The following is a 13,183-nucleotide window of genomic DNA, read 5'->3' as shown; positions in this document are numbered from 1 at the left end:
CCCGGTCTGTGAGCCGCGCCCGGTCTGTGAGCCGCGCCCGGTCCACATCGGCCGGACCGGCGGCCACCCGCAGGGGTGGCCGCCGGCCGGTCTTCAGCGTTTCAGCGTTTCACCGGACGTCAGGAGACGTTGATCGCCGTGTCGTCGATCACGAACGACGTCTGCAGCAGGAAGTCCTCGCTGCCGAGGAACTTCACGCTGATCGTCTGCCCGGCGTAGGACGCCAGCGAGAAGGAGCGCTGCTGGTATCCGCTTGCCTTGTTGAGGTTCGAGTACGTGGCCAGGGTGGCCAGCACCGAACCGCTGGAGTTGAGCACCTGCACCCTCAGCGTGTCGTACGCCGTCGTGGTGGTGCGCTCCGCGCTGTCGATGTGCAGCCAGAAGCTGAAGTTGTACGACGAGCATCCGCTGGGCAGGCTGACCTGCTGCTGGATGTACTCCGTGCTGGTGGAGCCGTAGCCGTTCAGCCAGGAGAACCGGGTGCCGGAGTGGGCACTCTGCCCGCTGTACGAGCCGATGGTGCCGGTGTTGCCGGTCCACGGCGACGTACCGGACTCGAAGCCCGCGTTACCGAGCTTCTGGCCCGGGCTGGAGCAGCCTCCACCGGATCCGTTCACCGTCAGCGTGTAGCTGGCGGTGTGCGTGGCCGCCGAGCCCGTACCGGTGATGGTGACGGTGTAGGTGCCCGGCGAGGTGGACGACGTGGTGCTGATGGTGAGGGTGGACGAGTTGCCCGCGGTCACCGAGCTGGGGCTGAACGACGCGCTCGCGCCGCTGGGCAGGCCGCTCGCCGACAGCGCCACCGTCTGCGCCGAACCGCTGGTGACGGCGGTGGAGACGGTGGTCGAGACCGCGCTACCGGGGTTGACCGAGCCGGAGGTCGGCGAGGTCGCCATCGAGAAGTCGTTCCCGGTGGAGCAGGGGGCGTCGCTGCCCGCCACGTTCACCGCGGTCCACGCCGCCTGCACGGTCTTGTACTCGGTGCTGCAGCTGCCGTACAGGTCGCTGGCCGCGTGCAGGCTGTACGCCCGGGCGGTGTTGGACGGGTTGCTGGTGTTGACGTACGACGTGTTCGAGGTGAAGTACAGGTCGAGCGCCCGGAACCAGATCTTCTCGGCCTTGGACCGGCCGAGGCCGGTGACGGCCGGCGCCGAGCCGCAGACCGGCGAGGTGCCGTACGCGGTGGAGCCGGTGCCCTCGGCCAGGTTGAAGTAGAAGTGGTTCGCCACGCCGGAGGAGTAGTGCACGTCCTTGTTCTTCGTGCTGGTGGACCAGCAGCTGTCGGACGAGCCGTCCAGCGACGGGTTGTACATGTACCGCAGCGGCGTGCCGTTGCCGTTGATGTTGATCTTCTCGCCGATGTCGTAGTCACCCGGGTCGGCCGGGGTGTTGGCGTAGAACTCGACCATCGAGCCGAAGATGTCGCTGGTGGCCTCGTTCAGGCCGCCGGACTCGCCCGAGTAGTTCAGGCCGCCCGAGACGACGTTCTCGGTCACGCCGTGGCTCATCTCGTGGCCGGCCACGTCCAGCGAGACCAGCGGCTTGGAGTTGCCCGAGCCGTCGCCGTACGTCATCCGGGAGCCGTCCCAGAAGGCGTTGACGTAGCTGTTGCCGTAGTGCACCCGGCTGGGCACGCCGCTGCCGTTGCCGAAGATGCCGTTGCGGCCGTGCACGTTCTTGTAGTAGTCGAACGTCACCGCGGCGCCGAAGTGCGCGTCGACGGCGGCCGACTGCCGGTTGGAGTTGGTGCCGTTGCCCCACACGTTGTCGGCGTCGGTGAAGGTGGAACAGCTGGACGTGCCGTTGTTCATGTCGCACGTGTAGCCGTTGCCGCGCACCGGGTCGGTCATCGAGTAGGTGGAGCCGGACAGGGTGGTGTCGATGGTCACCGTGCCGGAGTAGATGCTGTTGCCGGTGCCCGCGACCGTCTCGATCTCGTCGAACGAGCCGATGTACGCGCCGCTGGTCGCGTCGCTGATCACGTGCAGCCGGGACGGCGTCTGCCCGTCTGGTGCCCAGCCCTGGACCACGGTCTCCCAGGCGAGTTTGCCGCGCCCGGTGGTGGCGTCGACGAACAGCTCGGGGGCGCCGACCGTGGTGACCTTGCCGGCGAAGTGCGCCTTCGCGGTCTTCTGGGCGGCGGCGCTGTCCACCTTGGCCTTGGTGCTCAGGTTGAGCGGCGCGACCAGGGCGTTCGAGACGCCGGAGTAGCCACCGGAGGCGGTGGTGTGCACGACGAAGTCGCCGCCGTACACCCGGAGGCCCTGGTAGGTGCGGGTATAGCGGATGTGACCGGCGCCGCTTGGATCGGTCTTGCTGCTGTACACCTTGTACGAGTCAGCGGCGCTGCCCTGCACGGCCCCGGGGTTGCTGGCCAGCAGATCGGCGGCCAGTGCCACGGCGGACGGCTTGGACGAGGGTGTGGTGGGAGCCGCGGTTGCGGCGGGGGCGACACCGGCCAGGACACCGCTGGTGAGTACGGCGGCGCTGACGACGGCGAGGGATCTGTTCACGTGCCCTCCTGGGGGGAGTGTCGTGACGGTAGTCACCCATGTACATATAGCCAGGTGGACGCGAAAAATGAAGAGGTGAATTTCCCTCGCTCGATGTGACATCCTCATGTGTTGCGTGCAAGACGGCGACACACCGGTGGGCGGAACCGCTGCTGGTCGGCCAGCGTCCCACCGGTATGAGAAGAACGAACGCCATCCCCCTGCTGTCACTGTTTTTGGTGATGGTGTCGGGTTGTGGACCGACCCCGGCCGGTGCGCCCGACCCGACGGCCGCCCCGCCGTCCCCGTCCGGCTCCGCTCCGGAGGCCACGCAGCCCACGGCGACCTCGCCCTCCTCCGCGCCGGCCGACTCGGCCCCGCCTCGGCTCCCGGCCGGCCGACGCCGGGTGCGAGCGGGACCGCCCGAGCCGTGCCGGTGACCGTCAGCCGCAGCGGCGGCTTCGCCGGGGGCGCCGAAACCATCGCGGTACGCGCCGACGGGAGCTGGACCCGCAAGGGCTCCGGATCGCCGCGCTCGGGCAGCCTGACCGCGGAGCAGCGGAACCGGCTCTGGTCGTTGCTCGGCGATCCTCGGCTGGCCGGCGAGGCCGGTACGCACCAGCGGCAGGGCTGCGCCGACACGTACGAGTGGACGGTCGCCGCGGGGAGCACGAAGGTCGACTACACCGAATGCCTGGCGCCGGCCAACCGGCCGCCGGTGGCGGCGGCGGTGGCCGAACTGGTCGACACCGCGACCCGGTAGCGGGTGTCGCGCGGGCCTCGTCGCGCCGGCCGCCCGCGCGCACCCCGTGCCGCGACCGGGCACCGGGGATCGAACGGGTACCGGGGCTCGACCGGGTACCGGGCTCGAACGGGCCCGGTGGCGTGGCGGCCGTACGGCCACCACGCCACCGGGGGTTGTGGTGCTATCTATCGGTGGTGCCGGTCAACTGGCACTGCAGGAGACCGTTGGCCAGGTCCAGTTGCCGTTGTGCTGGATCGTCACGCCCCAGTTGTTGCCGTTGCCGTTGGGCTTGGCGACCAGTTGCTGGGCGGTGGGCCACGTCGCGCTGATGTTCCAGGTGGCGATGATCTTCGCGGGCGACGGGACGTTCATCGTCACGGTCCAGTTGCTGGAGCCGGAGACCGCGACGTTGAGGTTGTAGCGGTCGCTCCACTGCGAACCCGCCGAGAGGCTCGCGGTGCAGCTGCCGCCGCCACCGCCGGACGGCGGCGGGGTGGTGCCACCGCCGCCACCGCCGCTGCTGCCCAGCGTGATGTTGGAGTTTCCGCTGCTCTGGTAGCCCTCGGTGGCGAGGATCTGGTAGTCGTGGCTGCCGAGGTTCATGCCGTGGCTGGCCCAGGCGTCGAAGTGGTTGCCGGTGGTGATGGTGCCGCCGGTTTTTTTGGATTGGCGGACGCTCCAGTATTGGTTGAAGGTTTGGTTGCCTTCGATGGAGGGGGCGTTGTAGCGGGTGGTTTCGTAGATGTCGTAGGTGCCGCCGTCGCTGGTGACGGTGCCTTTGTAGGTGCCGGTGGGTCGGTAGGTGCCCCAGTTGTCGACGATGTAGTACTCGACGAGGGGGTTTCTGGTCCAGCCGTAGAGGGCGAGGTAGGCGTTGCCGGAGGGGTTGAAGCTGCCGGAGTAGGTGACGGTTTGGCGGGTGCCGGGTTTCCAGCCTTTGCCGGCGACGAAGTTGCCGACGTTGCTCCAGGTGGTGCTGTAGTTGCCGCCGGAGCCGAGGTCCATGGAGACCGAGCCGCCGCCGTCGGTCCAGAAGGAGTAGAAGTAGCCGTTGTTGGTGCCGGTCTGGTTGGAGGTGATGGCCGCGCTGGCCACGCCGGGCATCGCCACGATCACGGCCAGCGCGGCGGCGCAGGCGCCGCCGATCAGCCTGAGTCGGCCGGCTCTGCGGCTTCTGGAGCGGGTGGGGGCCTCGTTCATCTGCGTGTTCACTCCTCGTGAAGGCTGGCGGGTGGCCAGGCAGCGTGATAGGACCCGGCGGGGCGGTCGATGGTCCGGATGGGGGCACGGCCGCGCTGGCGGGCAGCGCGGCGACCGGCGGGAGGCCGCCCGGTCGGCGTCGGCCGACCGGGACGCGACGGACATCCGGATCGACAGCGGTCGAGGTCTATCGATGGCGACAGTATCGATCGACGGATTGACCGTTGGCAACGTTTTTCGGAAAAGTTTCGTTACATGATCTTAACTGGTTGTTCTCAAGTCGCCGGTTTCTCCTGATGGATCCGTCGATTCACGAAACAAATTCGCCGTCGATGATCGAAAGTGCTCATCAGATGATCACGAGCGGATGCGGGTTACCGAAAGTTGCGGAGACCCCCGCCGGCCGCCGGACCGGTCCCGCGGCCGGCGGGGGAGCGGTCACGGCCGGCGCGGCCGGCGGGTGAGTCCGAAGCCGACGACGCCGGCGACCGCGGCCAGTACGCCACCGGCCGCACTCCAGATCCAGCGCGAGCCGAGGTCGGGCAGCCAGCCGAGGTACCCGCCGTCGGTGTCCTCGGCCGCCGCCGGCACCGGTTCGCTGTCGAGCACGGCGCCGGCCCGGGTGTTCGGCACCAGCGGGGCCTTCAGCTCGCCGTCGTCCCGGGATCCCTGGCCGTCCGCGGTGACCAGCAACTCCACCTCGACCGGCAGGCCGAGGTCGGCCTCCGGCAGGTCGGCCACCGACAGCCGCAGGTAGTACGTGCCGGGCAGCGGGTCGGCGGACCACGGCTCGGCCCACGAGCGGACCTGGCGCAGGGTGCAGCCGAGCGACACGCTGGCGGCGGTGGCGTCGACGGTCGGTGTCTGCGTGCCGGCGGTGCAGGGCTGCCGGCGCCGCAGTCCGTCGAAGACCTCCACGGTCCAGGTGGCGGCACCGCTGCGCGGCTTCGGAAAGGACACGGTCGCGGTGATCTCGTCCCGCTCGCCGGCCGCGGCGGGGAAGGACCAGTACAGGTAGTCGCCGATGGAGGCGCCGACCCGGACCGGCTGGCCGGCCGCGATGCCGGCGGCGGTCAGGAAGGACGTCCCGGACCGGGTGACCGGGGTGGCGCCCGGCGAGGGGGTGGGCTCGGCCGCGGCCGGGGCGGGGAGGGCCAGCGCGCCGAGACCGGCCACGGCCAGCGCCGCGCCGGTCCGGCCCGCCGTACCGGCACGTCCGGCCGTGCGGGTACCGCTCGGGAAGCTTGTCATCAGTTGTTCCTCCAGGTGGTGACCCACCAGCGGGTGAGCAGCCCGGTCACCAGCCCGGCGACCAGGCCGACGACGGTCAGCAGCAGCAACAGCACCCAGCCGCGCCCCAGGTCGGGGGCGGTGGGCGCGGGGGAGGAGGCGACCACGTCGACGGTCAGTTCGACAGGCATGCCGGGCGTGCCCTGGGTGCCCGGGCGGGGCGCGAACGCGTTGCTCACCACCAGACAGACCATCGTGGTCGCGGCGCCGGCGGCGGTGGCGTCGTCCGGGTCGTCCGTCGGGTTCGGGCCGTCGGTGGCGTCCGGGCCGTCGGTGGCGTCGGCGTCATCCGTGTGGTCCGGGTCCGCCCGGTCCTCGTGGGCCGACCAGCGCAGCCCGGCCGAGACCACATCGGTACGTCCGCTTCCGGCGTCCACCCCGCGGACCAGTTCCCGGCCGTCGGTGGTGGTGGCCCGCAGCAGCACGCCGTAGTCCGGATTCACGGCCCGGTCCAGCGCCACGCTCACCGAGGCGCGCAGTTCCTGCCCGGCCGGCACCGGCACGCGGTACCAGCGGTGTTCCGAGAACCCCTCCCGGTCGCCGTACACGCCGGGGGAGAGCAGCGGCGCACCGTCGCAGCCGGACCTGCCGGCGACCACGGTCGGGGCCGCCGTGTAGGTGTCCTTGGCCCGGTCCACCAGTTGCTTGATCCGCCCGGTCAGCTCGTCCGCGCTCTGCGCCGCGGTGTACGTACCGCCGGTGGCGCCGGCGATGCAGAGCAACTGCCGGCGTACCTTCTCGTCCGGCGCCAGGCCGAGGGTGTCGACCACGAGCTTGGTGCCCTGCGCGGCCAGTTCCCGGGCCACGTCGCAGGGGTCGGGCGGGGCGCAGGTGTCCTCGCCGTCGGTGATCAGGACGATCCGCCGGGCGGTGGTGCCGGTGCCGAGGTCGTGGGCGGCCTCGCGCAGGGCCAGCCCGACCGGGGTGAACCCGGTCGGCCGGAGGGTGGCCACCGCGGCCTTGGCCCGGGTCCGGTCCACCGGGCCGACCGGCACGATCTGCTGGGTGTCCTGGCAGCCCTGCTTCTTGTCCTTGCCCCGATAGGTCGCGCCGAGCACCCGGATGCCGAGCTGGGTCTCGGCCGGAAGCGCGTCGACCACCTCGTTGAACGCCTGCTGGGCGACGGAGATCCGGCTGCGTCCGTCGATGTCGCTGGCTCGCATCGAGCCGCTGACGTCGAGTACCAGCTCGACCTTGGGCGGCTCGGCCGGTGTCTCCTCATCGGCGAGCGCCGGCGCCGGCGCCCCCGACACGGCCGTGGCCAGTACGCCGATGAGAAGGACGGTTGCCGATATTCTCTTGTCGATCACCGGGCGGAGTGTAGAACTCGTCCACTTCGGATGATCATCCGGGTGGCGCCCGCCGGGCCGCTACGCCGCGGCCGCGGCCGGCGGTTCGAGGTGGCGCGCGGGCAGCCCGGTGGAGCAGGCGTCGAGCACGATCTCGATCATCTCCTGGAACGGCTCGGACTCGCCGTTGACGCATCGCGAGGCGATGCCGATCCGCCGCCGTGGCGGCATGTCGACCGGCCGGCAGACCACGCCGGACCGGAGCTGGTGTGCCGAGGACGCCGGTACCAGGGACAGCCCGACGCCCGCGGCGATCAGCCGCTGGGAGAGGGCGAAGCTGTTGCTGTACACCGCGATCCGCGGTTCGAAACCGGCCCGCCGGCAGGTGTTGCGGATGAGCTGGGTGTGGTTGGAGAGCCGGCTGACCCCGGCGATCCAGTTCTCCATCGCGAGGCTCTCCACCGAGACGAGGTCGTGGCTGGCGAGCCGGTGGCCGGACGGGAGACCGAGGAGCAGGTCCTCCTCGGAGACGAAGTGGTAGTTGATGCTCTCCGGGATCGGCAGCGGTGAGCGCGGATCGTCGAAGATGACGGCGATGTCGAGGTTGCCCTCCTCCAGGTCCTCCAGCAGCCGGGTCGGCTCGTCCTCGCGGGCCGTGACCACGGCGGTGGGGACCCGTCGGCGCAGGTGTGCGATGGCCGGCGGCAGGTAACTGGCGCTGGCCATGGCGAAGGCGCCGATGCGGATCCGCCGGCTGCGCCCCTCGGCGATCTCGGCGAGTTCGGACTCGACGCTGGCCGCCTTGCGTAGCAGCGGGTCGGCGTGGGCCAGCAGCGCCCGGCCGGCCGCGGTGAGTGCGGCACGTCCCCCGGGCGGCGTTCGAGCAGCCGGGCGCCGGTCTCGGCCTCCAGTCGGGCGACGTGGTGGGAGACGGCGGACTGGGAGTAGTGCAGGACCTCGGCGGCGGCGGAGAACGACGACAGGCGGGCGACCTCACGGAACACGAGGAGTCGCTTCAGGTCGAGCATCGGCCCTCCTTCGGGGGTCGTTGGCTGGCAGATTACTGCGCTGGCCTGCGCTTTGACAGAGCGTGGCGACCGATTCCCCGGGTCGGTGTGGCCGAGCGTCGATGCATCGTCACCCAACGTAATTCCGGCGCCACTTTGGGTTTCCCTGATCGATGGGGTGAATGAGTAGATCGAAGCTATCGAACCACTTTCCCCGGCTCCGGTGAAAGACTGCCATGAAGCGCGGGTCAAGAGCTTCCCGGGAGCAATCGAATGCAAGGGGAGGTGAGATCAATGAAGGTAACGACAAGGTTCAGGAATCTACTTGAGGAGTCCGGCCCGACGGTGATTCCAGGCGTTTACGACGGACTCTCCGCGGCCATTGCGCAGGAGAGTGGATTCGAGGCTGTCACTATTACCGGAGCCGGCGTGTCGGTCACTCACGGATATCCGGATCTTGGATTTCTGACCCTTACGGAAGTAGTTGAGCGGGCGCGGGCGATCATCCGCGGAACGTCTTTGCCGGTGATGGTTGACGCCGACACCGGTTATGGCGGGGTACTGAACATCCAGCGGTCGGTGCAGGAGTTCGAGGCCGCGGGAATCGCGGCCATGCATATCGAAGATCAAGTGGCCCAGAAGAGATGTGGCCTGCTCAGCGGCATCGAGGTAGTCTCCGCGCAGGAGATGGTCGCCCGAATTTCGGCGGCGGCAGCGGCTCGGACGGATCCCGACTTCTGCATCGTCGCCCGGACGGATGTACGTGCCTGCGGCACGATCGACGACGTTGTCGAGCGCGCCAGGGCCTACCGGGAGGCCGGGGCCGACGCGGTTTTCCTGTTCGACCTGCACAGCCGGGAAGAACTGGAGGACGCGGCAAATCGGATACCCGGTCCGAAGATGACCCACGTGTCGCGGGGAGCGAAGATTCCACCGATACCACCGGCAGAGCTGGCCGCTGCCGGATACGCAACGATCTGTTATCCGCTGACCCCGCTTCAGGCAGCCGCGCACGCGCTGCGTGAGGCGTACACCCATATCCGCGAGGATGCGCGGCTGGAGCCGCTCTTCGACCGGATGGTGCCACCCGGCGAGATCTACGAACTGGTCGGAATAGCGGATGCAGAGCTGTTTGCAGGTGCTCACGAAGCGGTCCAGCCAAAAGCTGGTTGAGGTCTTCCGTACGTACACGAGAGGGAACTGAAATGGCAGAGCGCACCATCATCCACGGCGCCGAGGCAATTACCTGCGTGGGTGCCGAATCCATTCCCGACTCGGTCATCGTCGTCGAGGGCGACAAGATCACCGAGGTACGCCCGGCCGCCGGGTTCGATCTTGTGGCGGCCCGGTCGGAACGCTCCACCACGGTCGTCGACGCGACCGGTAAGTGGATCATCCCCGGCCTGGTCAACCTGCACGAGCACCTGGACAACCACCGCGGCAGCGGGTCCTTCCAGGAGCGACTGCACCAGCCCCTGTCGTACGGGATCATCCGCGGTACCCGCAACGTGCTGATCTCGCTGGCCCGCGGGGTGACCACGGTCCGGGACACCGGCGCGAAGGCCGGGACGAACATCGGGCTGCGCGACGCGGTGGAGTCCGGGCAGCTGATCGGCCCGCGGATCTACCCCTCGGGTTCGCCGATCGCGATGACCGGCGGGCACGGTGCCGGCCTCGCGATCGAGGCGGACGGCCCGGACGCGGTGCGGGCGGCGGCCCGGCAGCAGCTCAAGGACGGCGCCGACGTCATCAAGATCATGGCGAGCGGCGGATTCGTCTCGCTCGGCAACGACCACCCGTGGGCGGCCCAGCTCACCGAGGAGGAGATCCGGGCCGCGGTGGACGAGGCGCACAAGTCCGGCAAGACCGTGGCCTGCCACGCGCACCCGCCGGCGGCCATCAAGATCGCTCTCGCCGCCGGGGTGGACACCATCGAGCACGGCGCTCTGATGGACGAGGAGTCGGTCGAGCTGATCGACAAGAGCGGCGCCTACCTGGTCCCGACCCTCGACGAGTCGCACATGATCGCCGAACGGGGTCTGGAACTGCGCCGCCCGCAGTGGCTCATCGAGGTCTGCCGCAAGAAGGCGGAGGAGCAGAACGGCATCTTCGGCCTGGCGGTCGCGGGCAAGCTGCGCTGCGGCGTCGGCACGGACGTGGCCGGCGAGATGGGCCGGGAGATGTTCCACATGGCCAACGCCGGAATGTCGAACATGGACGTCCTGCTGGCCGGCACCATCAACGGTGCCAAGGTGCTGCACATCGAGGACAAGATCGGTTCCATCGAGGCCGGCAAGTTCGCCGACCTGGTGGTGCTCGACCGTGACCCGCGGCAGGACCTGTTGGTCTGCGATGAGCCGAGCCTGGTCTTCAAGGGCGGTACGGCGTACGACCCGACGGAGTTGCTGGCCAATCTCGGGCCCAACTCCAACTGATCACACGAGCCTCAATAGAGGGGTTTTCAGGATGGACGACGCACCGGTGAAGCCGCCGTCCGGCGGTGGTCAGGTCACACTCACCCGGCGGGGTCTGCTGCGCGGCGGCACGCTGGCCGGCCTGTTCGCGCTCAGCCCGAGCCTGCTCGCCGCGTGCGGCGGCGGGGGAGCGAGCGGATCGCGGGGCAACCGTCTCGTGATCGCCATTGAGGGTGACCCGAGGTCCCTGAACGAAATCATCGATCCGGGCATCGGGATCCGGATCCTGACCAACACCCAGGACGGGCTGCTCAACCGCAGCACCGACTACCGGGAGATCGTCGCCGGTCTGGCGGACATGCCCGAACGTCCGGACGACCTGACGTACCGGTTCACCCTCCGCGAGGGGATGACCTTCAACACCGGTACGGCGGTCACCGCCGACGACGTGGTCTACACCTTCAACCGTCTGATGACCGACGAGCAGGCGTCCTTCGGTGCGCTCTACAAGAACAGCATCGCCTCGGTGACCGCGGAGAACGACCGTACCGTGGTGATCAAGACGAAGGAGCCGTACCCGATCCTGATGTCGCTGCTCTCCGGTAACCACCCGAAGATCGTCGAGAAGGCGGTCGTGGAGCAGGAGGGGTACGGCACGACGGTCTGGTCCGGCACCGGCCCCTTCGAGGTCACCGAGTGGGTCAAGGGCGACCACGTCACCGTCCGCAAGGCGGAGAAGGCGCACTCGCCGCAGGGTGAGGCGCAGGTCGACGAGGTGGTCTTCCGGGTCATTCCGGATGTCTCGGCGCGGCTGGCCGCGCTGCGCGGCGGTCAGGTGGACGCCGTCATCCAGCCGGCCTACAAGGACCTGCAGTCGTTCAAGGACGCCGACGGGATCGAGATCAAGGAGCTGGAGGGGTCGGACCAGACCCTGATGGTGTTCAAGACCTCGATGCCACCGTTCGACAAGCGGGACGTGCGCAAGGCGATCTCCCTGGGGATCAACCGCAAGGCGCTGGTCGAGGACTTCTTCTACGGTCACGCCACCGCCGCCGGGGACCTGTTCCCGCCGTGGCACTGGGCGCACGACCCGTCGATCGACGCGCCGTACGACCCGGATCAGGCCAAGCAACTGCTGGCCAAGGCGGGGTTCGATGAGAGCAGGCCGCTGAAGTTCACCGCCATGGTGCTTCAGGACCAGCTCTTCCTCGACCAGGCGACCGCGATCCAGGCGCAGCTGCGGGAGATCGGCGTCGAGATGGAGGTGAAGCCGGTCGAGTACACGACGCTCTCCGGCATCACCACCAAGGGCCCGGACAAGTGGCTCGGTCCGGCCGCGATGTACCGGATCACCCCGATCCGGGGCACCGCCTACGAGTTCGCCAACTACCAGTACGCCGCCGCAGGGCCGCTCAACCGCAGCGACTTCAACAAGGAGGGCGGCGCCCAGCGGCCCGACATCGAGAAGCTGATGGTCGACACGGCCAAGGACTCGGACTGGGGCGGCGAGCGGGACGAGGCGGTCAAGCCCAGGTGGGCCGAGGTGAGCCGGATGCTCAACGACGACCCGCCGCAGTTGCTGCTCAACTACTGGAACCGGGCATCGCTGGTCAGTGACCACGTCGAGGGATGGTCCTCGGCGGTCTTCGACCTGATCCAGCTCCAGCCGATGAGCGTGCGGCAGTAGGCAACGGCTGCACGGTCGTAGCAGCTCGGGTGGATCGCCGCGGATCTTCAAGGGGGGGTCGGCGATCCACCCGAGCACCGATGACGACCGGGAACGGTCGGTCCGCGCAACGGAAACGGAGGTCGTGTGTCGCTCGCGTTGCTGCTCAGGCGCATCCTGTCGCTGTTGCCGGTGCTCATCGGCGTGACGGTGCTCGTCTTCGGGCTGATCCATCTGACTCCGGGCGACCCGGTCCAGCTCATCATGGGCACCGACTACACCCCGAGGGCGCGGAGGTGATCCGTCGCCAGCTCAACCTGGACCAGCCGCTGTACGTGCAGTACCTGACCTGGCTGGGCAACGTGCTCCAGGGCGACCTGGGCACCTCGCTGTTCAGCCGCCAGCCGGTCCTGGAGATCCTGGTCGAACGGTTGCCCACCACCCTGCAACTGGCCTTCGGCGGCATGTTCTTCGGGATCGCCGCCGGCATCCCGATGGGGGTCCTCGCCGCCGTGCGGGCCGGGTCGATCTGGGACCAGGTCAGCCGGCTGCTCGCCCTGGTCGGGGTCTCCGTCCCGGTCTACTGGCTCGGCCTGTTGCTGATCGAGTACCTGGCCCTGGAACTGCGCCTGTTCCCCGCCGGCGGCTCGGTGCGGGACTACGGGGTGACCGCGCTGGTGCTGCCCTGCGCCGCGATCGGCGCCGGGTTCGCCGGCATCGTCGCCCGGACCACGCGTTCGGCCGTGATCGAGTGCCTCGGCGAGTCGTACATCGACACCGCCCGGGCGAAGGGCCTGGCCGCCCGGCGGGTGCTCTGGACGCACGGCGTCCGCAACGCGCTGGTGCCGGTCGTCACCGTGATCGGGTTGCAGTTCGGCGTCCTGCTCGGCGGCGCCGTCATCACCGAGAGCATCTTCGCGCTGCCGGGACTCGGCCAGTTGCTGATGCAGAGCATCAGCCAGCGGGACTTCCCGATCATGCAGGGCTGCGTGCTGGTCATCGCGGTCGGCTTCGTCCTGGTCAACTTCGTGACCGACCTGCTCTATTCGTTGATCGATCCGCGGATCCGGCTCGGTTAGG

The 13,183-nt window shown here is 69.1% G+C and carries 11 protein-coding genes and 1 pseudogene; 6 read left to right on the top strand and 6 right to left on the bottom strand.

Annotated elements, in window-relative coordinates; translation table 11 throughout:
• Nucleotides 1-119: 119 nt before the first annotated feature.
• A complete protein-coding gene (locus CIK06_RS23780; protein WP_095566673.1) occupies nucleotides 120-2,513 on the bottom strand; it encodes a M4 family metallopeptidase in 2,394 nt (797 codons plus the stop codon).
• A 415-nt stretch (nucleotides 2,514-2,928) separates the two neighbouring features.
• On the opposite strand from CIK06_RS23780, the gene CIK06_RS23775 reads away from it, so the two are divergent.
• Nucleotides 2,929-3,255, top strand: a complete 327-nt coding sequence (locus tag CIK06_RS23775) for a hypothetical protein (RefSeq protein ID WP_157756920.1) — start codon at nucleotides 2,929-2,931, stop codon at nucleotides 3,253-3,255.
• A 183-nt stretch (nucleotides 3,256-3,438) separates the two neighbouring features.
• Here CIK06_RS23775 and CIK06_RS23770 read toward each other — a convergent pair whose 3' ends face one another.
• From CIK06_RS23770 to CIK06_RS32615, 5 genes and pseudogenes are all read right to left on the bottom strand, one after another.
• Complete coding sequence (locus tag CIK06_RS23770) at nucleotides 3,439-4,437, bottom strand: glycoside hydrolase family 11 protein (RefSeq protein WP_095568081.1); 999 nt, start codon at nucleotides 4,435-4,437, stop codon at nucleotides 3,439-3,441.
• Between the two features lie 438 nt (nucleotides 4,438-4,875).
• The gene (locus CIK06_RS23765; RefSeq protein ID WP_095566671.1) at nucleotides 4,876-5,688 is read right to left on the bottom strand and encodes a peptidase; all 813 of its coding nucleotides are present in this window, start codon (nucleotides 5,686-5,688) and stop codon (nucleotides 4,876-4,878) included.
• Nucleotides 5,688-7,037: a VWA domain-containing protein gene (locus CIK06_RS23760; protein ID WP_095566670.1), complete on the bottom strand. Its 1,350-nt coding sequence runs from the start codon at nucleotides 7,035-7,037 to the stop codon at nucleotides 5,688-5,690. The genes CIK06_RS23765 and CIK06_RS23760 overlap by 1 nt, the downstream gene beginning before the upstream one ends.
• Before the next feature lie 60 nt (nucleotides 7,038-7,097).
• Nucleotides 7,098-7,742, bottom strand: a complete 645-nt coding sequence (locus CIK06_RS23755) for a LysR substrate-binding domain-containing protein (RefSeq protein ID WP_095566669.1) — start codon at nucleotides 7,740-7,742, stop codon at nucleotides 7,098-7,100.
• 203 nt (nucleotides 7,743-7,945) lie between these two features.
• A pseudogene (locus CIK06_RS32615) lies at nucleotides 7,946-8,044 on the bottom strand (LysR family transcriptional regulator); the annotation flags it as partial.
• A 252-nt stretch (nucleotides 8,045-8,296) separates the two neighbouring features.
• Here CIK06_RS32615 and CIK06_RS23745 point away from each other — a divergent pair.
• From CIK06_RS23745 to CIK06_RS23730, 5 genes are all read left to right on the top strand, one after another.
• Nucleotides 8,297-9,196 (top strand): oxaloacetate decarboxylase, encoded by a 900-nt coding sequence (locus tag CIK06_RS23745; RefSeq protein WP_095566668.1) that lies wholly within the window; start codon nucleotides 8,297-8,299, stop codon nucleotides 9,194-9,196.
• Between the two features lie 32 nt (nucleotides 9,197-9,228).
• On the top strand, nucleotides 9,229-10,458 hold the full coding sequence (locus CIK06_RS23740) for an amidohydrolase family protein (protein ID WP_095566667.1): 1,230 nt from the start codon (nucleotides 9,229-9,231) through the stop codon (nucleotides 10,456-10,458).
• Nucleotides 10,459-10,489: 31 nt separating this feature from the next.
• Nucleotides 10,490-12,124: an ABC transporter substrate-binding protein gene (locus tag CIK06_RS23735; RefSeq protein ID WP_157756919.1), complete on the top strand. Its 1,635-nt coding sequence runs from the start codon at nucleotides 10,490-10,492 to the stop codon at nucleotides 12,122-12,124.
• 126 nt (nucleotides 12,125-12,250) lie between these two features.
• Nucleotides 12,251-12,403 (top strand): hypothetical protein, encoded by a 153-nt coding sequence (locus tag CIK06_RS30285; protein ID WP_198347987.1) that lies wholly within the window; start codon nucleotides 12,251-12,253, stop codon nucleotides 12,401-12,403.
• A complete protein-coding gene (locus tag CIK06_RS23730; protein WP_198347986.1) occupies nucleotides 12,400-13,182 on the top strand; it encodes an ABC transporter permease in 783 nt (260 codons plus the stop codon). Before CIK06_RS30285 ends, CIK06_RS23730 begins: the two co-directional genes overlap by 4 nt.
• Nucleotide 13,183 lies beyond the last annotated feature (1 nt).

The organism is Plantactinospora sp. KBS50 (genome assembly GCF_002285795.1).
In the GTDB taxonomy this organism is placed as follows: domain Bacteria; phylum Actinomycetota; class Actinomycetes; order Mycobacteriales; family Micromonosporaceae; genus KBS50.
The sequence above is the reverse complement of the archived record's forward strand: the minus strand, read 5'-3'. Positions and strand labels throughout refer to the sequence as shown.